The 25,618-nt window shown below is 56.4% G+C and carries 13 protein-coding genes; 10 read left to right on the forward strand and 3 right to left on the reverse strand.

What is annotated here, in order from left to right:
• Positions 1–292 precede the first annotated feature (292 nt).
• The 3 genes from CEE69_RS23625 to CEE69_RS23635 all read right to left on the reverse strand — a co-directional run bounded on the left by CEE69_RS23625 (position 293) and on the right by CEE69_RS23635 (position 2,809).
• A complete protein-coding gene (locus CEE69_RS23625; protein ID WP_099263059.1) occupies positions 293–1,648 on the reverse strand; it encodes a dihydrolipoyl dehydrogenase family protein in 1,356 nt (451 codons plus the stop codon).
• On the reverse strand, positions 1,645–2,157 hold the full coding sequence (locus CEE69_RS23630; RefSeq protein WP_099263060.1) for a carboxymuconolactone decarboxylase family protein: 513 nt from the start codon (positions 2,155–2,157) through the stop codon (positions 1,645–1,647). Before CEE69_RS23630 ends, CEE69_RS23625 begins: the two co-directional genes overlap by 4 nt.
• An 85-nt stretch (positions 2,158–2,242) precedes the next feature.
• Positions 2,243–2,809: a type 1 glutamine amidotransferase domain-containing protein gene (locus tag CEE69_RS23635; protein WP_099263094.1), complete on the reverse strand. Its 567-nt coding sequence runs from the start codon at positions 2,807–2,809 to the stop codon at positions 2,243–2,245.
• Positions 2,810–3,281: 472 nt separating this feature from the next.
• Here CEE69_RS23635 and CEE69_RS23645 point away from each other — a divergent pair, with 472 nt between their 5' ends.
• From CEE69_RS23645 to CEE69_RS23700, 10 genes are all read left to right on the forward strand, one after another.
• Positions 3,282–4,121: a C39 family peptidase gene (locus CEE69_RS23645; protein ID WP_099263062.1), complete on the forward strand. Its 840-nt coding sequence runs from the start codon at positions 3,282–3,284 to the stop codon at positions 4,119–4,121.
• A 207-nt stretch (positions 4,122–4,328) separates the two neighbouring features.
• Positions 4,329–5,357, forward strand: coding sequence for a 2,3-diaminopropionate biosynthesis protein SbnA (gene sbnA, locus CEE69_RS23650; RefSeq protein ID WP_099263063.1), 1,029 nt, complete (start codon positions 4,329–4,331; stop codon positions 5,355–5,357).
• Complete coding sequence (locus tag CEE69_RS23655; RefSeq protein ID WP_099263064.1) at positions 5,354–6,991, forward strand: FAD/NAD(P)-binding protein; 1,638 nt, start codon at positions 5,354–5,356, stop codon at positions 6,989–6,991. Before sbnA ends, CEE69_RS23655 begins: the two co-directional genes overlap by 4 nt.
• Positions 6,992–7,133: 142 nt before the next feature.
• Positions 7,134–8,504, forward strand: a complete 1,371-nt coding sequence (locus CEE69_RS23660; protein ID WP_099263095.1) for a Y4yA family PLP-dependent enzyme — start codon at positions 7,134–7,136, stop codon at positions 8,502–8,504.
• A 243-nt stretch (positions 8,505–8,747) separates the two neighbouring features.
• Positions 8,748–9,932: an AI-2E family transporter gene (locus CEE69_RS23665; RefSeq protein ID WP_099263065.1), complete on the forward strand. Its 1,185-nt coding sequence runs from the start codon at positions 8,748–8,750 to the stop codon at positions 9,930–9,932.
• Between the two features lie 85 nt (positions 9,933–10,017).
• On the forward strand, positions 10,018–11,499 hold the full coding sequence (locus CEE69_RS23670) for a catalase (protein ID WP_099263066.1): 1,482 nt from the start codon (positions 10,018–10,020) through the stop codon (positions 11,497–11,499).
• A gap of 157 nt (positions 11,500–11,656) precedes the next feature.
• Positions 11,657–22,558, forward strand: a complete 10,902-nt coding sequence (locus CEE69_RS33340; RefSeq protein WP_233215565.1) for a choice-of-anchor Q domain-containing protein — start codon at positions 11,657–11,659, stop codon at positions 22,556–22,558.
• A gap of 549 nt (positions 22,559–23,107) precedes the next feature.
• Positions 23,108–24,217 carry a hypothetical protein gene (locus CEE69_RS23690; RefSeq protein WP_099263068.1) on the forward strand — a complete coding sequence of 370 codons (1,110 nt, stop codon included), beginning with the start codon at positions 23,108–23,110 and terminating at the stop codon, positions 24,215–24,217.
• A gap of 169 nt (positions 24,218–24,386) precedes the next feature.
• A complete protein-coding gene (locus CEE69_RS32155) occupies positions 24,387–24,731 on the forward strand; it encodes a hypothetical protein (RefSeq protein ID WP_143549321.1) in 345 nt (114 codons plus the stop codon).
• A 165-nt stretch (positions 24,732–24,896) separates the two neighbouring features.
• Positions 24,897–25,379, forward strand: coding sequence for a hypothetical protein (locus tag CEE69_RS23700; RefSeq protein WP_099263070.1), 483 nt, complete (start codon positions 24,897–24,899; stop codon positions 25,377–25,379).
• Positions 25,380–25,618 lie beyond the last annotated feature (239 nt).

Raw genomic sequence — 25,618 nt, forward strand, 5'->3', positions numbered from 1 at the left:
CGACGCGTGAGTTTTGAATTTGCGTTTTTTCGTAGGATGGCCAACGGCCTGTTTCAACATAGCCAGCGGGCAACGCCCCTGGAGCAGAACAACAAGGCCCCATTTTGGCCAACGGCCAAATTTAATTCAGAACGTGTGGATTGATATTGGCCGTTGGCCAACCAATTTCCTTTCGTTCTCGATCCCAGGGGCGATGCCGCTGGCTTCGATGGTGTTGGCCGTTGGCCAACAAAACCGACTGCAAAAGCGCAACTTCAAAACTAACCCTTCAGGTTTGGACTACCCCCTAAGATTACAGCATGGAGCGGACGTCCGACGCGAAGGTCGGAAACGCGAATAGGGTCGACTTCATGTCCGTTGCCGTCAGGTTGAACTTCATCGCGAGAGCAAACAGGTTGATGGTTTCCTCCGCAGAAGGGCCGAGCAAGTGAGTTCCGAGAATCTCATCGGTTTTGGAATCGACGAGGATTTTGTAGCCGGCCACCGTCGTTCCAGTTTTGCGAACGCTGCCCCACGACGAAGTGTCGTCGCTGAGAACCTTCACGTTGTCGTTGCTCTGGCGAGCAGCTTCTTCGGACAAACCGACCGAAGCGATGCATGGGATGGTGAACGCGACCTTGGGGACATACCCGTAGTCGGGTGTCTGCTCCAAGTTGTCGGAAAACAGATTCTTTGTCGCGGTGCGTGCGTCTTCGTTTGCAACCGGCGTCAACCGAGGCATTCCGGTATCGGCGCAGTCGCCCGTTGCGAAGACTCGCGGGTTGGTTGGGCTCTGCATGAACTCGTTGACTGCGATTCCTTTTTCACTGTGCTCAATCTCGCCTCGCGAAAGGGTTAGTTCGTCGATGTTCGGGACTCGACCCGCACCGTGAATCACCAAACCACACTTGATTGGTGCATCTTCATTCGCGAGATGAACGTGCAAGCAACCGTCCGAAGATTTTTCGATGCCAGTGATCCCGGCATTCATCTGGAATTGAATTCTCTGATCACAGAGCGAATCGGTCAGTTGATTGACCAGATCGGGGTCGAACCCAGTTAGCACTTGATCGTTCTGTTCGATCACGGTCACTCGACACCCCGCACGGGCAACCACTCCTGCGAATTCCATGGAGATGTAACCACCGCCGACGAAGACAACGTGTTCGGGCATGGATTCCAGTTCAAGGAATTCATCGCTACGGGTAACGTGTTCTGCACCATCGAACGAAAGTTCTCGAGGACGCCCACCTGTGGCGATCAAGAATCGTTCGGCGGTCAGTTTCGTTCCGACGACGTCGATCGTATCGGGTGAGATGAAACGAGCGACACCGTGAAAGGTTTGGATGTCATCGTCTTGAAAGGATTGCTCTTTCTTGTCAGCGACTGGCTGCGTGAATTCCATCTTGAAAGCGTGGAGTTGCTTCCAATCAATCGTGACCGAAGCGTCCGCGACCAACTTCCCTTCGCTGCGTTGGACTTGGTCGACCAACTGCCCCGCATTCACGTAGACCTTCTTTGGGTTGCAACCCCGCAGTGCGCAGGTTCCACCAAAGGTTCGGGAGTCGACCAAAGCAACTCGCTTACCAGTTTTTGCGATTTTAGTGGCGACCGTGCCACCGGATGGACCCGTTCCCAGGACCACCAAGTCAAATTGCTCGCTGCTCATGGCAGTTCAATGTCCAATCCGTGGTTGATGCGATTGGTGAAGTTGGCAAGTGCGACGGCAGCGGCGAGTGTGACCAATTGTTTTTCGTTCAGAAACAACTTGAGTTCCTTCACGACGGAGGGTTCGACATTGGCCTTGGTCGTCAATTGTTCGGCGTACTTGAGGACGGCTTGCTCTTTTTCATCGAACAGGTCGCCTCCACTGACATTCATCGAGTCGAGCTGCTCATCGGACAAGCCCGCCTTCTTGGCTGCTTGTCGGTGGTAGTGCGAACAATAGTCGCATGAGTTCAGCTGGGAAGCTTTGTAGTAGGCGAGCTCGCGATACTTGGCCGGCAAATCATTCTGCAGGCCATCATTGATCTGGGTCATGCCGCCCAGTACGTCGGGTTGGTGGGCGAGCGTGCTGAAGATGTTCATGGACTGACCAAACTTCTCTTCGATTGCCTCGAGGATCGGTTTGGCGGCGTCGGGAGCTTCGTTGATCGAGAGAGGTTGCACAAACGACATGGTGTGTTCCTAAAGGGTGGGGATGCTGCTTTGCGTTGTCGAACGCGATCGGCTCGAACAACGCGAAATCGACGAAGGTCGCGGATCAGGCCGTTTGAGCGGCGTGTTTTCCTTCGGCGAATTCTTCGATGGCTTTGTCGCAGAAGGCTGGCAAGTCGTCCGGGTTGCGACTCGTAACAAGCCCTTCATCGCAGACACATTCTTCATCGACCCATTCCGCACCCGCGTTGATCAGGTCGGTCTTGAGGCTTGGCCAAGATGTGACTCGTCGTCCTCGCACCACATCGGCTTCGATCAGCGTCCACGGCCCGTGGCAGATCGCAGCGACGGGTTTGTGTTGCTTGAAGAAGTCGCGAATGAAGCTCACCGAAGTTTCGCAGGTGCGAAGCGTGTCGGGGTTGGCGACACCTCCTGGCAGTACTAATCCGTCGAAGTCTTCTGCGGAAACATTGCTGACTTTTTGATCGACCGTGAACTGGTCGGCTTTTTCATCGTGGTTCATGCCTTGGATCTTTCCATCCTTCGGCGATACCAATACGACTTCTGCGCCAGCGGATTTGATCGCGTCCCATGGCTTGGTCAATTCGACTTGCTCGAATCCGTCTGTCGCGAGAAAGACGATTCGCTTCTTGTTCAGTGTTTGGTCACTCATATTGTTGTCCTCATTTCTAGGTGCGATTTTGAATTTCGAAGGACGATGGAAGCAGATCGCGTGCCGCGATGACCCCTCGACCAAAACGCGATAAGTTTTCAAGTTTTCCATCGAAGTAACAACGTGAGTTGAAGTGTCAGGTTGAATTGGTGGCATAGGCTTCCAGCCTGTGTTCCGCGCAATCACAGGCTGGAAGCCTATGCCACTTAGTTTCATCGATCGCCGAGACGATCAAGAATGGTTGGGTTCGCGGTTGTGGCACGCTCGATGGGACGTTTACCGAGCGAGCTGACCGGTTTGCGGTCGGTGGAAAGCTGCTTGTGGGACGGTTCAACCCATTACGGCGTGAGAATTGCGTTGATGCCGCAACGATGGTTGGCTTGTCTTGTCCCCGCGATTTGTTTCGCAGGCCGCCGATCACAGTTTTGAATGACCTCAGCAGAAGGAAGAGCAGTTGATAGCGACTGATTTGATGATCGCGATGTTGGTGATGTTGAGCCTGTCGATTGCGGCTGGTTGGATTGCGTATGCCGTTGCCTATTCGGAGAAGGGGCAACGAGTGATGCTGTGTTTGTCGCTTGCCGTTCTCGCGATGATCTACTTCTTGTTCTACGCGTCGGGGCAGCTTTTTTGGGCCAAGTGGGTGCCGGATTCAGCGGCAATCATCTACACCAATTTTGCATCGATCTTTGCGGCTCTCGCGGCGGGATGGGCGTTGCGCCTGCCGAAAACACCCGCCTGGCGACGTGGAATCTTGGCTGTTCTGTTGGGGATGGGATCGGCTGCAGCGATCCTTTGGCCATTGCTATCCATCGCCATTCGTCCAGCTCCCGATGGTGGCGATCAGTGGAAGAACGGCGTTGCGATGCAGACTTCTTGGGCGACATGCAGCCCAGCCGCCGCAGCGACTTTGTATCGTGCGGAGGGCATCGAGGTTTCAGAATCCGATCTCATTCCGCTGTGCCTGACGGATTCCAGTGGGACGCCGACACTCGGTTTGTACCGGGGCATCAAATTGGTCGCCGATCGAGAAGGCCGGTCGGTCGAGGTGCTGGACGAAACGTTGGATGAAATGTGGAGCGGCAACGACTGGCCGGTCTTGTTGGCCGTGAAGTTGCCATACGGTGTGGACGACCGACGCTACGCGGATCAATGGGGATGGATTCCTGGGATGGGGCACAGTGTTGTCGCTCTCGGGTTGACGAGTGACGGACAACGCATGCTTGTGGGCGATCCTTCGGTTGGGCTGGAGCAGTGGTCGAAAGATGACCTGCGGGTCCTGTGGCATGGCGATGGTGTTCGCGTTCGCTAACGCGAAACCGTTTTGAAAATCGTGAGAAGCAGAACGGGGGAAGTTGACCAATTTCAATGGTTTGGTGGCTCATCCCGGAAACAGCCCCACGTCACCACGGACCCGATCCATTCGTTCGATCTGTTTCGATAGAGCCAAGCAAAGGCGTTGGCACGGTGATTGCTTGAGCAGGAGCAAATCAAACCTTTGCCCCTGAGTTGCCTGTCCATGAACCGACTTTGCCCGCAAGTTTGCAATGGTGTCCTCGATGCAATCGGCGGCACACCTTTGGTTCGATTGAACCGATTTCTAGGGCGTTCCGACATCGAACTGATCGTAAAGTTGGAAGCTGCGAATCCCGGCGGTAGTGCCAAGGATCGTCCCGCTTCGAAGATGCTCGCGGAAGCCTTTCGACGTGGCGAGATTGGGCCTGGAACCACAATCGTGGAGTCCACCTCCGGGAACATGGGCATCGGGTTGGCTCAAGCGTGCAACTATCACGGATTGAAATTCATCTGTGTCGTCGACCCCAGGGCACAGAAGCAAAACTTATCGATCATCGAAGCCTTGGGTGGCGAGATTGAGCTGGTGACTCAGCCTCTGAATGGTGATTTCTTGGCGGCGCGAATCGCGAAAGTCTGCGAGTTGGTCGAAACCACGCCGAACAGTTTCTGGCCCAATCAATATGCCAATACAGACAATCCACGGTCGCACTTCGAGGGTACCGTCCGAGAAATCGACGAGGCTCTCGATGGCGAGTTTGATGTTCTGTTCGTGGCCACCAGCAGCACCGGAACCGCACAGGGTTGTCGCGATTTTCTGAAGGCGCGTGGACGAGATGTCCAGGTTGTTGCGGTCGACTCCGTTGGCAGCGTTCTGTTCGGCGGGTCATCGGGACCTCGCAAGATCCCCGGCTTGGGAGCAGGGAAGGAACCGCGGTTGGCTGCGGGGCAGTCGTTTGATCACATCGTTCGTGTGACTGATTTGGAGTGCGTGGTGGGTTGCCGGAAGGTAGCCAAGCAAGAGGCCATGCTGATTGGCGGCTCAGCGGGCGGTGTTCTCATGAGCGTTGGAAAGCTGCAGGACCAATTCGCCGGCAAACGCTGTGTTGCTGTTCTGCACGACTCTGGCACGCGATATCTCGAAACGGTTTTCAATGATGAGTGGGTTCATGAGTCGCTGGGGTGCACCCGCGAAGAACTCAATTACTTGGTCGGATCTTCCTCGTTTAATTTGTGTGAAGGAGTGAACGTATGAGCGTTGTGTTCTCAGGCGGAAGTGTCGAAGAGTTTCTGGCATCTGATGCTGATCGATCAAAGTCGACGATGCGTTTAGCGATTGTTGGCTGTGGCCCACGAGGTTTGCAGTGCCTCGATTCTTTGTCGCATACCTTGTCGACCGAGGAACTGTCTCGATTAGAAATTACGGTCTTTGAGCCATCGGCGTACCCGGGTGCGGGGTGCATCTACAACCCAAAGCAACCTCGAATGTTGCGAATGAATTTCGCAACTCAGCACATTGATTTTTGGAAGACGGATCGCAATCAATCCTCTGCCCAATCGGGTTCGTTGATCGGTTGGCTGGACCGAAACTATCCCGAGTACGCCGCATCGGATCAGTTCGTGCCGCGCGCGGTGGTCGGTGAATATCTGCACGAGTGTTTCGAATTGGTCTGCAAACGATTGCGGCGTTGGACGACGGTGAAAGTCGTTCGAAGCCGGGTGGAATCCATTCGGCACCTGGCGAATCAGACAGCAGGCGGCGGATGGTTGTTGTGGGATGGCGAAAACGAAATGTCGTTTGATCGAGTTGTTTTGACGACCGGGCACGAAGGCCTGCGTAGCTCGGACGAAGTGCGATCGTCGGAAGATGACACGTTTGTGTTTCCGGTCGAGACAAACCTTTCGATCGAACGAGTTCCTGCCGACAGTGATGTTTGGATGCGTGGTTTCGGATTGACTGCGATCGACGCGATCATGGTGCTGACGGAGGGCCGTGGCGGTCGCTTTGAAAGCACCGACGCGTTACCGAACTATGTCCGCAGTGGAAACGAGCCGGTTCAAATCATGATTCACTGTCGCTCAGGAAGGCCGATGCTGGCGAAACCGACTGCCAAGGTCGAGCCAATCACGGATCTGTTCTGGGATCCGTTCCGCGAGAAGCTTGATGGACTGAAGACCAAGCACGGCGAATTGAAATTTCATTCTGAAATCTGGTCCGTCGTTTGTGAGGCTGCCGCTGAACTGTTGACCAAATCTGGCAGCCCCGAGACCGCCCGCGACGTGGAAGAATGGTATCGTGGCTGGGCACGTTACAAGATGGACGATGCGACGGCTCGTCGTGCCATGTTGCAGTCCTACGGAGTCGCGACGGGGGCACGTCCCATGGACATTCCCTTCGCTTTAGGTGACGCGTGGCGTCGTTTGTACCCGGAGATTGTTGAATTGGTGAGCTTTGGTGGTTTAGCGGACGGACAGTTCAAAGCCTTCCGCCAGATAGCGTTGGAGATGGAACGCATTGCCTTCGGGCCTCCTGCGGAAAGCGTCGCGAAATTGTTGCGTCTGATGCGGGAAGGGTTGCTGCAGATGACCGACCAATCTTGTGCACCGGAAGACGCCTCGGTCATCAACGCCGTGATTGCTTCGCCGACTCAAGCGGACTCAGAAGGGCCATTGTCGCAACTCATTCTGCGTGGCGATGTTCAGGTGGATCCGTTGACGCAGGCGGTTCGGGTCAGTGACACGGGCAATGTTCTTGGCGGCCAAAAAGGTCTCGCAGTGTTCGGTCGTGCCACCGAAGGCTGGGTGGTCGGCAATGACACGCTATCGCGGACGCTACACACACAAATTCAAAACTGGGCCGACACGATCGCGGTGGAATTGCATGGATAAGGTATTGGATGTGATTTTCGAACGCTCGGCGGTTGGTGCGATACACAATGGTGCCAGCGGCACCGGGCAGGGCGTTCGCCAGGTTCGATTGCGAGCGGGATGCAGAGGCGTGATTCCTCTGGACGCTCGGTTGGAGCTTTGGATGAGACGTTGTCTGCGCTCGGACCAATTGTTTGATTGGACGGAGGAGCACGGCTCGCCACTTAACTTGTTGAGGCCGCGGACGATGCGGCGGAATGTCGAGGAGTTGAACAAGGTTGCACAGCAGCGACAGCTCGACTTTCGTGTGTATTTCGCTCGGAAAGCCAACAAATGTCTGGGGTTTGTCGATGAAGCGATTGAGTCCAACTTCGGCGTCGATACAGCCAGTGAGAACGAGCTGCGGCAATGTCTGCAGCGCTGTGTTCCGACGAAGGATTTGATCTGCACCGCGGCCGTCAAAAGCGATTCGCTGATCGATTTGTGTGTGCAACAACAGGTCTGCATCGCAGTCGACAATGACGATGAGTTGCAACTCATTGTCGAACGAGCGAGTGAATCAGGGAAGTCGGCCAGGATTGCACTGCGTCTCGGTGGATTTTGGCACCGCGGTGCCAGGTTGCCGACGCGTTTTGGATTTGACATCGATCGAGATCGCAATCTTCCGCAGCGTTTGAGAGCTTTGCCGGTGACGGTCCAAGGGATTCATTTCCATTTGGATGGTTATGACGCGGGGCAGCGAGTAACGGCTCTCGCGGAAGCCATGGATTGGGTCGAACGTTTGCGAAACGCTGGCCAGCCGGTGAGCTTCATCGACATGGGTGGCGGCTTCCCAATGAGCTATCTGGAAGATGGCCACCAATGGAAGACGTTTTGGATCCAGCATCGTCGCGCGTTACTTGGTCAACGCGACTCGCTGACCTACCGGGGTCACGGGTTGGGATTGTCGGTTGAAAACCAAAGCGTGGTTGGAAGTCCAAAGACGTACCCGTTCTTCCAGCTTCCGGTGCGAGGCAATTGGTTGGCGGGTGCTTTGGACACTGAGGTTGCCGGTCAGTCGATCGCCCATCGATTGTCGGCGATGAACGTGCAGCTTCGTTGTGAGCCCGGTCGCAGCATTTTGGATGGCTGCGGAATGACGGTGGCTCGCGTGGAATTCCGCAAACAGAACGCTGACGGCGATTGGTTGATCGGGTTGTCCATGAACCGGACGCAGTGCCGAACATCGAGCGATGACTTCCTCGTCGATCCGATCTTGGTTCAGAAAGATCAATCGTTGAAAGCTCGATCGCATGCGAAGCCGATGTCGGGCTACTTGGTCGGTGCTTACTGCACTGAATCCGAGTTGATCTCACTGCGGAAGATGAGCTTTCCACACGGTGTGCAACGCGGCGATCTGCTTGCATTTCCGAACACCGCTGGTTATTTCATGCACTTTTTGGAGAGCCGCTCGCATCAATTCCCATTGGCCAAAAATCTGATCGTGGATTCCCATCCGGATCCGTCGGTGCAGCTGGATTTGATTGATGAATGAGCGCAGCCAATGGCACGCTGTTTGCGATGCATGCAAGCCAGCTCAAGCCAGCCGGTGAGTCAAAGTCTTGCGTAGCGAACGTTGACACCTCTTTCTCACTCGCAACTCGTTCGGGATCCGTTTGATTCGACCGAGTGCCTGTTTCGTTGCTCTTGCATTGGTTGATGTCATGCCGTTCTCGTCACGCGATCGATCGCAGATTGACGGCGGCAACGTGACGCTGTGCATTGGAGGTGCCGTTTGATGTCGCACATTCACCAATTGCACACGACCTTGGCCGGGCCGCGACCGAAGAAGCCGCCGGAGAAGGTGGACGAACTGAAAGCCGTCGAGAAGCTGACCGGTCGGCTGTGGTGGATTTCACTTGGCATTTGGGTATGCGTCGGTTTGCTGGCTCTGTACACGCTGTACATCGGAAGAAACCTGTTCATGCCAATTTTGGTTGCTGGGTTTGCTTATTTGACCCTGCGACCGGTTGTCCGTGCGATGAGTCGGATTGGAATACCGTCGGGTGTTTCGGCGGCTGGGATCATGTTGGTGATCGCAACAATCGTTGGCACGATCGGATACGTGTTGTCCGGCCCCGCCCAGGACATGCTCGAGCAGGTTCCCGGATCCATGCCGGAGGTGAAGGAGAAGCTGGGATTCATCTTCGACCATCTCGAAACGGTCAATCAAGCCACTGAAGATATCTCGGAAACCGCCGACGCCGAGAACATCACTGCGGAAGAAAAGCCAATCCCCGTCGAAGTCAAACAACCGGCCTGGACAACCACCTCGCCCTTGATCGCGGGAACGGGCAACGCGGTTTCGTTTGTATCCATCGCTGCCGCGTTGTTGTTCTTTTTGATGGCAGCCGGTGATTCGTTGGTTTTGACCGTGGTCACCGCATTGCCGTCGTTTGCGTCCAAGCGTCGCTTCATCGAAGTCCTTGAAAGCGTTCAAGACGCACTCAGCAGTTACCTCGCGTGGGTCACCTGTATTAACGCTTGTCTTGGAGTCTGCGTCGGAACCGCGATGTGGTTGCTTGGGATGCCGTCGCCGCTGCTATGGGGAGTCGCCGCGATGTTGCTGAACTTCGTTCCGCTGGTTGGTGCGCTCGTCGGCATCGCAATGGTCTTCTTCGTCGCGCTAGTCAGTTTTGAGCACGCGTCGTTCGCGTTTGTAGTCGCCGGAACTTACGCGACGCTGACGACACTCGAAGGTCAATTCATCACTCCAATGTTGTTGGGGAAATCGATGAAGCTGTCGTCGGTGCTTGTCTTTCTTTCAATCGTGATTTGGGGATGGATGTGGGGCATGCTGGGCGTGTTCCTTGCCGTTCCAATTCTGATTTCGGTGGTGATGGTGATGGACAAACTCGAAGCCACTTCGCCCGTCAATGCGATGCTCAATGGATCCGTTGGCAAGACCGCTCATCCGGATTAGTCCTCAACCGACCTAAGCCACCTCGTCTCTCTCTTGCTCTTACAAATCAATATCGTTTCCGTTTCTCTGCTAGCAAAGTAGTTTTATGTCCGAAGAATCCAAGTGTCCGTTTCAAACACAACAATTCGGCCGGGCGGTCGATGACAACCAACATTCGCAAACCGCTGGACCACGTGGCCCTGTCTTGATGCAAGACGTTCACCTGGTCGAGAAAATGGCGCACTTCAATCGGGAGCGAATTCCTGAACGCGTGGTGCATGCGAAGGGTTACGGTGCCTTCGGAACCTTCACCGTGACGAACGATATCACCAAATACTGCATGGCGGATTTGTTCTCGGAAGTTGGCAAGAAGACGGAGACGTTCGCTCGTTTTTCGACCGTGGGTGGCGAAAGCGGATCGGCTGACACTGCTCGTGATCCACGCGGGTTCTCCTTGAAGTTTTACACTGACCAAGGCGTCTGGGACTTGGTTGGCAACAACACGCCGATCTTCTTCATTCGTGATCCGCTGAAGTTCAGCGATTTCATTCGGACTCAGAAACGAGAGCCTCAGAATCACTTGCAGCCTCACTGGCGTCGCTGGGACTTTTGGGGCGAAGTGCCTGAAGCCTTGCACCAGGTCATGTTCTTGTACAGCGACCGCGGAACGCCAAAGAGCGCTCGGTTTATGAATGGCTACGGAAGCCACACGTTCAGCATGTACAACAAAGACGGTGTCCGGCACTGGGTGAAGTTTCATCTGAAGACCGAGCAAGGTTCAGAGAACTTCAGCGCCGATGAAGCGATCAAGATGGCGGGCGAAGCACCGGATTACTCCACGCGAGATTTGTTTGAGGCGATTGAGAAAGGCGACTACCCCCGATGGCGAATGCACATTCAGGTCATGCCTGAGTCCGATGCGGCTGACTACGAATGGCATCCATTCGATTTGACCAAGGTGTGGCCGCACGACGACTATCCGTTGATCGAAGTCGGTGTGTTTGAACTCAATCGCAATCCATCGAACTACTTTCAGGACGTCGAGCAAGCCGCGTTTGAGCCTGGCAACTTGGTCGAGGGAATTGGTATCTCGCCCGATCGTATGTTGCAAAACCGAGTGCTGTCGTATCCCGACGCACACCGGTATCGATTGGGCGTGAATTATCACCAAATCCCGGTCAACCAACCACGCTGTCCCTATGCGACTTATCACCGCGACGGAACGATGCGAGTGGACGGGAATGGCGGGGGCACCGTTGATTACGAGCCCAATAAAATGAACGGGCCGAAAGAGACCGGAGGTTCGTTGGAGTCGCCGATGCCGGTGCACGGCGATGGGGATCGCTACGACGAATTCGCTTGCGATGACACGGACTACTACGGCCAGCCGCAGATGTTCTGGAACAAGGTGCTCGATGAAGGTGCCCGCGAACGACTTTGCACCGCGATTTCGAACTCAATGGCGGACAGTCCGGAGAACATTCGCGAGAAAATGTTGGCTCAGTTCGGCAAGGTTCATCCGGACTTCGAAGCGGGTGTCCGCAGTCGACTGGACGCCCCAGAGTCGCAACCGATCCCAATCGCATAATCGGCATATATGTTGCTTTGTACAGAGACGGTCATCCCTAACTCGGGTGGCCGTTCATTTATTTGTGCGTCTCACTCGGTTAAACGCGGGGGATTGCGCGATCTGGGTGACTGTTTATTGCCCGCCTTCCCCATTTTTTGACTCACCGGAGACCAGTATGTTCGGCTTTCGTTCTGCCCGCTTGCTCGATAATCAACCAGTTGATCACCCTAACGCTCCTCAAGAATATAAAGAAACTGGGGATTCTCGAAAAAGAACAGGGCGCCGAACGAAATCACGCCGTGCAACTCTGAATCGATTGATCGGCGAGCGCCTCGAGGAGCGTCGTGTTCTAGCGGCCTACGTTGTCGACACTGCTTTGGACGTGGTCGCCGAGGATGGCATGATCAGCCTGCGCGAGGCGATCCAGGCCTCGAACAGCAATGCGGCCGTCAATTCAGACACCGTGGCAGGCGAACCAGCCGCCACCGCAATCGACAGCATTACCTTCGCCGATGGTCTGAGCACGATTGTTTTGGGGAGCGAACTGGAAATCACGGAATCGCTTCAAATTGCCTTGGGCGATTCATCTGACCAAATCATCAGTGGCGACAATGCGTCGCGGATTTTTGCCATCAATGCGTCCGTTGGTGATGCGGTGAGCGTCGACGTTTCCGGTTTGACGCTGCAAGATGGCGTGGCGGAATCGGGTGGTGCAATTTACGTCGGATCGGGCCAGTCTCTATCTCTGACCGATGTCACGCTGACGGGCAACACGGCGACTGGTGATGACGCTGACATGGGTGGCGGTGCTCTGGCCATTGATGGCGGGAACGTGACGATCACCGATTCAACGATTTCAGGCAACATTGCAAACGGTGCTTCGGGCAGCGGTGGCGGCATCCTGAACTTAGGAACGCTGACCGTTTCGGGTGGCGAAGTCAGTGACAACACAGCAAACAGGGCCGGTGGCGGGATCGAAGCCACCGCTGGTAGCAGCACAACGCTGACCGATGTCTTGATGGAACTCAACGTAGCCGGACCGGATGGATCTGCCGCGCCGGGTAACGGTGGTGCACTTCACATTTCGGGTGATGGCAACGCTGACATCTCTGGTGGCACGATCCGTGACAACATGGCTGCTCGTGAAGGTGGTGGTCTGTGGAACAACACCGGTGCGATGACGGTTGATGGAACGATTTTGACCGGCAACATTGCCTCGGGTGATGCGGCGGACGACGGTGGTGGTGCGATCTTCAACAACGGCGGTACGCTGACAGTCAGCAATGCGATCATCAGTGGCAACGCGGCGGACGGAACGCTCGGTAGCGGTGGTGGAATCTTCAGCACCGACGGAGCCGTGACGATCAACCTGAGTCAGATCGGTGGTTCGATTGCTTCGGAAGGCAACACAGCGAATCGCGCCGGCGGTGGCATCGAAGTCATTGATGGCACGGTGACTTTGAACTTCGGAACCGATGTTTCGAACAACTTCGCTGGCATTAACGGTGGCGGTTTGCACTCGACCGGAGCAGCCGACGTCACTTCGAACCTGGCCATTTTCGGCAGCAACACTGCGGCCAGCGAAGGCGGAGGGTTGTGGAACTCGTCGACCGGCACGATGACGATCAACGGCGGGGCGATTTCATCGAACGTCGCCAGTGGCGATGACGCCAGCAACGGTGGCGGCGGTCTGTTCAATGACGGCGGCACACTGAACGTGATCGATGCAGTCGTTGGATTCAACGTTGCCGACGGTGCCAGCGGAAGCGGCGGTGGGATTCTCAATGAGGGAGGAACGCTCACCATCAGTGGGAACACGAACATCACAAACAACACTGCTAACCGCGCCGGTGGCGGTATTGAAGTGACTGGTGGGAGCACGACGACGATCACGGACGCTTTGATCTCGTCCAACTTGGCGGGAGTATCACCGGCAGTTGCGGCGCCGGGCAATGGCGGCGGGATTCATGTTGGTGGCGATGGTTCGGTCACGATCACCGGCGGTTCGGTGACGGACAACGAAGCGATCGAAGGCGGTGGACTTTGGAATTCGGCCGCGGGTTCGCTGACGGTCGATGGGACCACGATCAGTGGCAACACGGCGGTCGCCGGTGGCGGCGTCTACAACGACGAAGCGCCTCCGTTGGCAGATCAAATGTTCTCGATGACCTTTGAAAGTCTCAACGGCTCCGGCGTTTCGGGAACCGGCATGGTGATCGTTCAATCGCCATCGGAATCCACTCGCACCGTTCGCGTCGTGATCGATGCGGAAGGACTGCAAGACTTATCCGGCATTCCCGGCGCGATTCATGTGGCTCACATCCACGGCCAGTTCGCTGGCAATGCAACCTTGCCAATTCTGAGCCAGGGCGACGGTCCCTTCTTCGATGGTGCTGGTGGAACAGCCAATGGCTTCCCACCTGTCAATTCGGTGGCCCCTTCTTTGGCCAATGACGACGGACGAACGATTGCCGACGGCTTCTTGGATTTCCTGGAAGGGCGTCCGCAGTACGGTCCGGTTGTTTTGAATCTGACCTCGACCCAGTTGCGGGATGCAGCGCCAAACGGTTCGAATCCACCCGATGGAGTTCCTCCGCTATCGCACTTCCTCGCTTTGGCGGGATCGGGTGACATCGACGCGGCGGCTCTGTTCCCCAATGGAACCGAGTTCAATCTCGACACAACTTATACGTTCGACCTGACCAACGCGGACGAAGAACGCCAGTTCAATAATTTGGCACCGCTTGGCCTTCGCGAAGTCGTGCTGCATGGGCAAACGATTGACACGGCGATTTCGGATGCAATCGATGCGGCGGCCATGGGGACTGCTCCAAGTGGCGTTGATCTTGGCGATGGGACATCGTTCCGCGTGACGGCTCCTGTTGCTGTTGCATTGATCACTCCAGTCAGTGGCAGCGTGACAATCACAAACGCGACGATCACGAACAACACGGCGACGGGTGACGAGGCGACCGAAGGCGGTGGCGGGATTCACAACAGCGGTTCACTGTCGGTATCGGACAGCGAGATCAGCGGCAACACCGCATCCGGCGCAGCAGGTAGCGGCGGTGGGGTTTGGAACGCCGGGATCGCATCGATCCAAGACAGTGAGATCTCAGGAAACACCGCCAACCGCGCCGGTGGTGGTATCGAAGCGACCGATGCATCGTCCACATCGTTGACCGATGTGAACTTGGACGGGAACAACGTAGGCGTCAGTCCCGCCGTGGCTGCACCTGGCAACGGCGGTGGCTTGCACGTCACCGGTGCCGGAACGGTCACGATCAGTGGTGGTACCGTGAACAACAACGTTGCTGCTTCCGAAGGCGGTGGTTTGTGGAATGGAACCGGCGTGATGACCGTGACTGGTACCACAATCAGCGGCAACTCGGCGTCTGGCGATGATGCTGACAACGGTGGAGGTGGCTTGTTCAACGTCGGAGGCAATCTGATTGTCACGGACACCACAATCACTGGTAACGTTGCCGAGGGTGCGAGCGGCAGCGGCGGTGGCATCCTAAACCAAGGAACGTTGACCGTTTCCGGCGGTGAAATCAGCAGCAACATTGCCAACCGTGCCGGTGGCGGTATCGAAGTGACTGGTGGGAGCACGACGACGATCACGGACGCTTTGATCTCGGCCAACTTGGCGGGAGTATCACCGGCAGTTGCGGCGCCGGGCAATGGCGGCGGGATTCATGTTGGTGGCGATGGTTCGGTCACGATCAGCGGCGGTTCGGTGACGGACAACGAAGCGATCGAAGGCGGTGGACTTTGGAATTCGGCGGCGGGTTTGTTGACGGTCGATGGGACCACGATCAGTGGCAACACGGCTGTCTCCGGTGGCGGCGTCTACAACGACGAAGCGGCTCCGTTGGCAGATCAAATGTTCTCGATGACCTTTGAAAGTCTCAACGGTTCCGGTGTTTCGGGAATCGGCATGGTGATCGTTCAATCGCCATCGGAAACCACTCGCACCGTTCGCGTCGTGATCGATGCGGAAGGACTGCAAGACTTGTCCGGCATCCCCGGCGCCATCCATGTGGCTCACATCCACGGCCAGTTCGCTGGCAATGCAACCTTGCCAATTCTGAGCCAGGGCGACGGTCCGTTCTTCGATGGTGCTGGTGGAACAGCCAATGGCTTCCCACCGGTCAATTCGGTGGCTCCTTCTTTGGCCAATGACGACGGACGAACGATTGCCGACGGCTTCTTGGATTTCCTGGAAGGACGTCCGCAGTACGGTCCGGTTGTTTTGAATCTGACCTCGACCCAGTTGCGGGATGCCGCGCCAAACGGTTCGAATCCACCCGATGGGGTTCCTCCGCTATCGCACTTCCTCGCTTTGGCGGGATCGGGTGACATCGACGCGGCGGCTCTGTTCCCCAATGGAACCGAGTTCAATCTCGACACAACTTATACGTTCGACCTGACCAACGCGGACGAAGAACGCCAGTTCAATAATTTGGCACCGCTTGGCCTTCGCGAAGTCGTGCTGCATGGGCAAACGATTGACACGGCGATTTCGGATGCAATCGATGCGGCGGCCATGGGGACTGCTCCAAGTGGCGTTGATCTTGGCGATGGGACATCGTTCCGCGTGACGGCTCCTGTTGCTGTTGCATTGATCACTCCAGTCAGTGGCAGCGTGACAATCACAAACGCGACGATCACGAACAACACGGCGACGGGTGACGAGGCGACCGAAGGCGGTGGCGGGATTCACAACAGCGGTTCACTGTCGGTATCGGACAGCGAGATCAGCGGCAACACCGCATCCGGCGCAGCAGGTAGCGGCGGTGGAGTTTGGAACGCCGGCATCGCGTCGGTCCAAGACAGTGAGATCTCAGGGAACACTGCCAACCGAGCCGGTGGCGGTATCGAAGCAACTGACACATCATCCACTTCGTTAACCGACGTGAACTTGGACGGGAACAACGTTGGTGTCAGTCCCGCGGTGGCAGCACCTGGCAACGGCGGTGGCTTGCACGTCACTGGTGCTGGAACGGTCACGATCAGTGGCGGCACCGTGAACAACAACGTTGCTGCTTCTGAAGGCGGTGGTTTGTGGAATGGAACCGGCGTGATGACCGTGACCGGTACGACGATCACCGGCAACACGGCGTCGGGCGATGATGCCGACAACGGTGGTGGTGGCTTGTTCAACGTCGGAGGCAATCTGATTGTCACGGACACCACAATCACTGGTAACGTTGCCGATGGTGCGTCCGGCAGCGGCGGTGGCATCCTAAACCAAGGAACGTTGACCGTTTCCGGCGGTGAAATCAGCAGCAACACTGCTAACCGAGCCGGTGGTGCTATCGAAGTGACAGCAGCATCCACGACGACGTTGACCGACGTAGCGATGGACCAAAATGTTGCCGGACCTGGTGGATCCGCAGCACCTGGTAATGGTGGTGCGTTGCACATTTCCGGCGACGGTGTCGTCACGATCGCCGGCGGGACTGTCACGGACAACGTCGCCGCGAATGAAGGCGGCGGACTTTGGAACAGCGTTTCTGGCAGTCTGACAGTCGACGGGACTTCTGTGAGCGGCAACTCCGCACCGATTGGGGGCGGCATCTTCAATGACAGCGGTGTCGACGCGACATCGCAAACCTTTGAGACAACCCTGAGTGCGCTGAACGATTCTGGCGTGAGTGGCACCGCATCAGTGACGGTTGATACCACCGACCCAGACAATCCGTCGATCACGGTCAATATCAATGCATCTGGTTTGGTGCCCAACCAACCTCACATTCAACACATCCACGGACGTTTCGCTTCGGACCTGGATTCGACTGACACGATCCCGGGGCCATTCCTCGGTGAAGGCGGTGTCGCGATCGATTCGCGGACGCCGGACGCTGGCGACGATGCCAACGGCGACGGCTTCATCACCGTCGGCGAAGGACTTGCCGGATACGGCAACGTTCTGTTGAACTTGTCCAGCCCACGTGCACCGGTTCCTTTGGAAGGGAATTCACCGTTGGCCGATTTCAACTTGGATGACTTTCCCACGGCCGAAGACGGCACGATCGACTTTAGCGAGACCTACACGTTTGATCTGAGCGATGCTGACCAAGCTCGTCAGTACAATAACTTGCTGCCAATGTCATTGCGGGAGATTGTACTGCATGGTGTGAACACAGACATCGACGTTGACGGGGACGGTTCACCGGATGGTTATCGAGTCACCGGACCAGCGGCTGCGGGAACATTGCAAGCCGTCGGTGGAACTCTGACCGTCGTGAATGCGCAGATCACCGGTAACACGGCATCTGGCAACGGTGGCGGGATCGCCAACGAAAGTGGAACTGTTTCAATCACGGATACCACCATATCCGGCAATGTCAGCGGTGGTGATGAACCCGGCGAAGGTGGTGGGGGTGTCTTCAATGATGGAGGCACGGTCACAATCACCGACAGCGACGTGTTCGAGAACACTGCGATCGCGGGACTGGGCAATGGTGGCGGGATTCTGAACGCGAACGGCGGAACGTTAGTGGTTCGTGGCGGAACGATCTCGAACAACGACGCTTCTCGCGCCGGCGGCGGTGTCGAGAACGCGGGCAACGCGACGTTCTTTGAAACTGAATTCGATGGCAACACGACTGGGATCAATGGTGGTGCACTACACACCTCCGGCCCGTGGACCGCGAGCTTCATCGACGCGACCATCACCGGAAACTCGGCTGGTGCCGAGGGCGGTGGTGTTTGGAACAGTTCGACCGGGACGATGACCTTTGTCGGGGCCAGCGTCGATGGGAACACGGCCAGCGGCGATGACGCGGATCAAGGCGGTGGCGGAGTCTTCAACGATGGTGGCACGCTGACGATCGACTCGACGTCCATCACCAATAACATTGCTGACGGAATGTCTGGTAGTGGAGGCGGGATTCTGAACCTCGGTTCGATGACGGTCACCGATTCCACGATCAGTGGCAACGTTGCCAACCGAGCCGGTGGCGGTATCGAAGCGACCGATGCATCATCCACTTTGTTAAACGACGTGAACTTGGACGGGAACAACGTGGGTGTCAGTCCCGCGGTGGCTGCCCCTGGCAACGGAGGCGGTTTGCACGTCACCGGCGCTGGAACGGTCACGATCAGTGGCGGCACCGTGAACAACAACGTTGCTGCTTCCGAAGGCGGTGGTTTGTGGAATGGAACCGGCGTGATGACGGTGACTGGTACGACGATCACGGGCAACACCGCATCTGGCGACGATGCTGACAACGGAGGTGGTGGCCTCTTCAATGTTGGTGGAACTCTGAATGTCACCGATTCAACGATTGCTGAAAACGTTGCCGACGGTGTGTCAGGCAGCGGCGGTGGCATCCTGAACCAAGGAACGTTGACTGTTTCCGGCGGCGAGATCAGCGACAACGCTGCAAATCGTGCTGGTGGCGGGATCGAAGCCACCGCGGGCAGCAGTACAACGCTGACCGATGTCCTGATGGAACTCAACGTAGCCGGACCGGATGGATCAGCCGCGCCGGGTAACGGTGGCGCACTGCACATCTCTGGTGATGGCAACGCAGATATTTCTGGCGGAACGATTCGCGACAACTCGGCGGCACGTGAAGGTGGCGGTCTTTGGAACAACACCGGAACAATGACGGTCGATGGAACCATCTTGACCGGCAACGTGGCCTCAGGTGACGCGGCTGATGACGGTGGCGGAGCGATCTTCAACAACGGTGGAACGTTGACCGTCAGCAACGCAACGATCAGTGGCAATGCGGCTGACGGTGTGTTGGGAAGCGGCGGTGCAATCTTCAGCACCGACGGCGCGGTGACAATCAGCTCGACGCAGATCGGTGGTGCGATTCCATCAGAAGGAAACACGGCCAATCGTGCTGGTGGTGGCATCGAAGTGATCGATGGCACGGTGACGTTGAACTTCGGAACCGACGTTTCGAGCAACTCCGCTGGAATCAACGGTGGCGGTTTGCACTCGACCGGAGCAGCCGACGTCACTTCGAACTTTGCCATTTTCGGTAGCAACACAGCAGCCAGCGAAGGCGGAGGGTTGTGGAACTCTTCGACGGGAACGATGACGATCAACGGCGGGGCGATTTCATCGAACGTCGCGAGTGGCGATGACGCGAGCAACGGTGGCGGCGGTCTGTTCAATGATGGCGGCACGCTGAACGTGATCGACGCAGTCATCGGATTCAACGTTGCCGATGGTGCCAGCGGCAGCGGTGGTGGGATTCTCAATGATGGAGGAACGCTCACCATCAGTGGCAACACGACGATCTCAAACAACACTGCCAACCGTGCTGGTGGTGGGATCGAAGTGACCGGTGGCACCATCAACACGATCACCGGAGCGACGATTTCATCGAATTCCGCTGGTGTTTCTCCCGCGGTAGCGGCGCCGGGCAACGGAGGCGGCATCCATGTCGGTGGTGATGGGCAGCTGACGATCAGTGGTGGATCAGTCACCGGGAATTCAGCCGCTCTCGAAGGTGGCGGCCTTTGGAACGGCAGCGGATTGATGACGATCAACGGCACCACGATCACTGGCAATACTGCCTTGGGCGATGGAGCCGACGATGGTGGTGGTGGCGTCTTCAACAATGGTGGATCGATCGAGATCACCAATGGTTCGATTAGCGGCAACGTTGCAAGCGGTTCGGCGGGCAGCGGTGGCGGCCTGTTGAACTTCGGTGGTTCGGTGGAAATCGCCGGAACAACGATCTCCGGTAACCGAGCCAACCGAGCTGGGGGAGGCATCGAAGCAACAGCTGATTCGTCAACAACGCTGCTCAACGTTGCATTGAACCAGAACAACGTGGGTGTCTCGCCAGCGACGGCGGCACCTGGCAACGGCGGCGGTCTTCACATCACCGGAAACGGCTCAGCTGAAATCACTGGGGGAACCGTCAATGGAAACGTTGCCGCTTCCGAAGGTGGTGGACTTTGGAACGGAAGCGGAACAATGACAGTCGATGGGACGGTCATCGACGGGAATGCAGCATCCGGTGATGACGCGGACAATGGAGGTGGAGGCATCTTCAACGTTGGTGGAACGCTAGTCGTCAGCGATGCGACCATTCAAAACAACGTTGCCGATGGTGCATCGGGAAGTGGTGGCGGCATTTTCAATGCTGGGACCGCGACGATCGACAATACAACCGTCTCAGGTAACACCGCCAATCGTGCCGGTGGCGGTTTGGAAGCCATCGGCGGATCGAGCACTTCGATCATCGGTGGATCGCTGGAAGACAACGTAGCCGGCCCAGGCGGATCGGCCGCGCCAGGAAACGGTGGTGCGATTCACATCTCAGACGATGGATCTGTTGACCTGACGGAGGTTCTTGTTGATGGAAACACAGCCGCCAGCGAAGGTGGTGGTTTGTGGAACAGCTCGACCGGAACGCTGGTCGTCACACGCTCGACGATCTCCAACAACGTCACGATCGACGGCGGAGGGATCTTTGCCGACGGAGATGGCGGTGCGGTCACGGTTGTCAGCTCAACCATCGCATCGAACTCGGCATCCAACGATGGTGGCGGTGTGCTGAGCGAAGGTGGAACCGTTGCATTGACCAGCGTCACAATCGCCGACAACACGGCGTCGCTGGGTGGAGGCATCTCCGTCGAGGCAGGCACTCTCTCGTTGATCAACTCGATCGTTTCGCGGAACAACGCTTCGACAGATTCGAATCTGTCGGGATCTTTCACCGACGATGGAAATAACCTCGTCGATGTTGACGCAGGGCTTGGAACACTGGGCGACTTTGGCGGCCCAACAGCAACAATTCCTTTGCTCGCCGGAAGTGCGGCTTTGGATGCGGGAGTGCTAGCCGGATTGACGACCGATCAACGAGGCGTTTCGCGACCGCAAGGTCCAGGTGTCGACATCGGCGCATTCGAATCTGATTTGGCGGCACCCGTTGCTGCTGCGTTGAGCATCGCCGCTGACGATGCCCAGCGTGTCGAAGGCGATTCGGGAACCACTGCATTCACCTTCACGGTCACTCGATCTGAAAACACGACCGGCACTGTCACGGTGGACTATTCGGTCGTTGGGGACGGAGACAATCCCGCAGACGCGAGCGATTTCGGTGGGACCTTGCCCACCGGGACGGTGACATTCGCTGATGGTGATTCGACGGCAACGATCACAGTGAACGTTTCCGGTGACACTCAAGTGGAGCCGAACGAAGGCTTCACGGTCGTGCTTAGCAACGCCAGCGATGACACGGTGATATCGCAAACGGATGCGGAGGGAATCATTCTGAACGATGATATCAATGAACGCGAAACGCGAATTTTGGTGCCGACTTTTGTGGCTCGCCCGCACTTGATTCCTGGCGATGGCATTCCAACCGCAATCATCTTTCAAGCGTTGACGGACACGACGGTCACGGTCACTCCAATCAGTGTGACCAGCCTGAGTGAAACGGTACGGATCGTCGACGCGGACACATTGACCGTCAGTGCCTACCAAAACGGAGTCGCGACAGCGAATCTGCAAGCCGGCGAGTTGTACGCGGTCATCTTTGAACCGTTGTCCAGTGATCGCATCTTCTCGATTCGATCTTCTGCTGGTTCCGACACGTTGACCAATCGAGCGGCGACGAACATTCTGCAGCCAACGGACACATCGGCTGACGGTGAAACAACCGCATTGGACGCGTTGGTTGTGATCAACGAGCTGAACCGTTTGAACGATGCTGGTGGCGAACCTTTGGTTGGGAGCTTCGTTGATGTCAATCGCGACGCGAGCGTCACGGCGTTGGATGCGTTGCTGGTGATCAATCATCTCAACCGAATGGAGCTGTCGACCAACACGGCTTCGGGCGAGTTCATCGCACCGCAAGCTTCGTTCGGGAACTCAGAACCCAATGAGCTTTTGAGCAATGAAGTCGATGAGTTCTTCGACAGCGGTGAAGTCATCGGCGTTGACGAGCCAGCAAGCAAGGTTTCATTGTCATTCGATGGATCGTCGTCGACCGCAGCAGCCACGCCAGTTGGAGTGGACGAAGCGATGGCGGAACTCGATGCCGAGGATGCATCGTCATCGGTGGCGAATGAAATCGAGCTGTTGGGAGCCGTTTAGCAAACTGGTTTGATAAAAATCGAACGCGTCTGGCAACCTCCCGGAGTGCTCACCTAAAGTGCTCCGTGGAGGAAGTCGGATATCGCGTCGTCTCATCATCGTCTTAGCGACCGTCGCAGTCCTTGTGACGGCTGTGCGTCTTCTAGCGGTATCCGCGCCCGGACGTTGAAGTCTCAACCCGTTCGATCTTGGTCGTCCGATCTGGACAACCAGACAACCGTCGGGCATGAATCCGATTCAACCATTGCTCGTTGCACGGTCACTGATGATCGACGCGTCAAAACGCCGATGCTTGATCTTTTGTCCCAAGCCACCTGCAGATGCAGTCGTGTCGGGAGCGACAATCGCGTTTCATGACTCCTTCGTCGCACCTTCACGCTTTGGCGTCGCGGGCTGGCCTTGGTAGAATTACTCGTAGTTCAGACAACGTTCGCTCCGTTCAGGGTGGTGTCGTAAAAACCTTCCGATATGCGCCTTCGCGAACGTTCGGGGTAAATCTCATGTCCCAGTACATCAAGCCAAAATTCTCGAACTACAGAATGGATTCACGTGTCTCACTCTGTCAGCGACCATCTCGCATCGCCTGAAATCGACGTTTCCACCCACGTCCGCCGCAAACGTATTGCCCTCGCGCACGAAGTGAAGGAACGTCCCAAACTTTACCTCGACACCAAGTACTGGGCCCTGCTACGCGACAGCCGCCTTGGGAGATCCGATTGTCCGCACTTGAAGCAACTGCTCTCCGTTCTCGAAACGCGCGTCTCGGAAGGCACACTGATCTGCCCGCTGAATGCTGACATCTACTTCGAGGTTATGAAACAGAGCGATCCCACCACATTGATGGCAACTGCCACATTGATCGATGATTTGTCGCTGGGACTCTGCATGATCCCAATGTCGCAGCGAATAGAATTGGAAGTTTTCCACTTTGTCGAAGCGTCTCGCAAGGCCGCCGACGAAATCCACGAACCGGATGAACTAATCTGGACCAAAACCACATACGTTCTTGGGTTCGTTACTCCGGACATGTATGAAATGGCGGATGACCTCAACCTGGCGGTGCAAAAATCGTTTTCAGATTTCATGTGGACGCTCAGTCTCACCGACATGTTGAATGTGATGGGCCCCGCCAAAGCTGCCGCGAAACAATCGCCGTTTCTGGATATTTCCGGCGAACTGAACGCGGGGAAATTCGCGAATCTTAACGAGCATTCATCCTTCAAAAGTGTATTTCTTTCCGAGGTGCAAGGCATCCTCGATGTGTACAAGAAGGAATTCACCGGGTTGTTTCAATATATCTACGAACGCGACACGGGCACATCGCTCAGTGCTGAAGAGCGGAATGATGATTCAGGCGGGCAAATGCTGGCCAACCTGATATACCAAGCTTTTCGACTCAATAAGATTGAACATCAGCTTCCTTCAATTCGGATTGGCGCGGGGCTTCACGCTGCCTTGCGATGGGATCGAAACCGAAATTACAAACCCAACGACCTATTCGACTTTCGACACGCAGAGGCAGCGCTACCGTATTGCGACTACTTTTTCACTGAACGCCCACTGTGCCACCTAATTCATGATGGCAATCTGAAATTTGCAGATCACTTTGACTGCCGAACGGTATACAAGCCAGCCGATGCCCTCGCTCTTGTGGAGTAGACGGCACCTAACAGTGAGCGGATGTGCAGTGTCCTTCGGCAGACCTTCGATGTTTTGCGACGTGGGCCGGCATTGGTAGAATCACTCGTAGTTCAGGCATCGCTCGCCCCGTTTCGGGCGGTGTCGCAAATGATCTGTCGTTGTACGACCTACCGATAGGAGCAGACCGTTGCCCGAATGGAACATTCCAACTGACATGCGAGCGTTGATCGACGCAGACGAAGATTCCATGTGGGACTGCGATGATTGGGACCCCATCACCCTGACTGTGTGCGGTGACACACAGTACGAAGGTCGCGACATCGACCTCTCTTGGCAAATCGTGTACGAAACTACCGGCATCACTGGCTACGAGTTCTGCGACCGCGTGAAGGCTGCCGTGGCATCTGTCGATGCCGAACTGGTGCCACTGTTAAACTGCGGCGATACCGAAACCGCTGCATGCGTGATCTGGGTCGAGACTGAGCACGCATGCCGCCGATTGCTTGAAATCGTTTGGCCAATGGTAGCCTGAACCCCGCTCCACCGGTCGTGCAACATGGTTTTTACGCTTGGCATTCGGCACACCTTGGCTCTTTGGCAACGGTCCAAGGCCTTGGTACAATTTCCGGTAGTTCGGACGTCGCTCGCTTCGTTTAGGGCGATGTCGTAAAAACCTTCCGTTATCCGCTCTCTACCTATGTCCAAACGCGACGCGCTCTATGACGAACTGTTCGATGAAGATGGCGTCCGACTGTCCGAGGACGCCGAAACCAATGTCGACAATGGCCGACGTCTGCTCGGCGCCACTCTTGTGGGCGTAATGGATCGTTCAATCGAATCCGCATTAGAGACGGTCTCAGGCGGCAATGCCTTTCGCGATGAATCGCCACTACACGCCGAACGGCAGGAACTATGTGGTGCCTTCGCATCCATGACCGATGCTCAACGCGACGCGGTTCGGGAGCTGGTTCGCGACAATGCTTCGCTGATGCTGTTTGGCATTTGCTCCAAGCTTGACCAATTCCCCGGCTTTGAAGTCGCAGTCCATCTCCGGACGCTACCGACCGATGATCCAGAAATGCGAGACTTTGTAATCGCTTCTGGCGACCACGACGAATTGCACGGTTCGTACCATCAATGGGTGGACGACTACAGCGATCAGCTCACCGAGGGCGGCTAACAGGGTTTTTACGCTGAGGCCCTTCGGGCAAACCTTCGATCTTTGGCAACGGGCGTTGGCCTTGGTACAATCTTTCGTAGTTCAGACATCACTCGCTTCGTTCAGGGCGGTGTCGTAATAGACGTCGGTTGTTGGGCACTAGTGCTTCCGGAACGATTTGATCTGGCGTGAAGCTTGCCGGCGATGGAAACTGCTTGTCTTTCGCATCTTCACGGAGTGGGATATGTCAGGCAAGGCGG

The organism is Rhodopirellula bahusiensis, from assembly GCF_002727185.1.
Lineage (GTDB): Bacteria > Planctomycetota > Planctomycetia > Pirellulales > Pirellulaceae > Rhodopirellula > Rhodopirellula bahusiensis.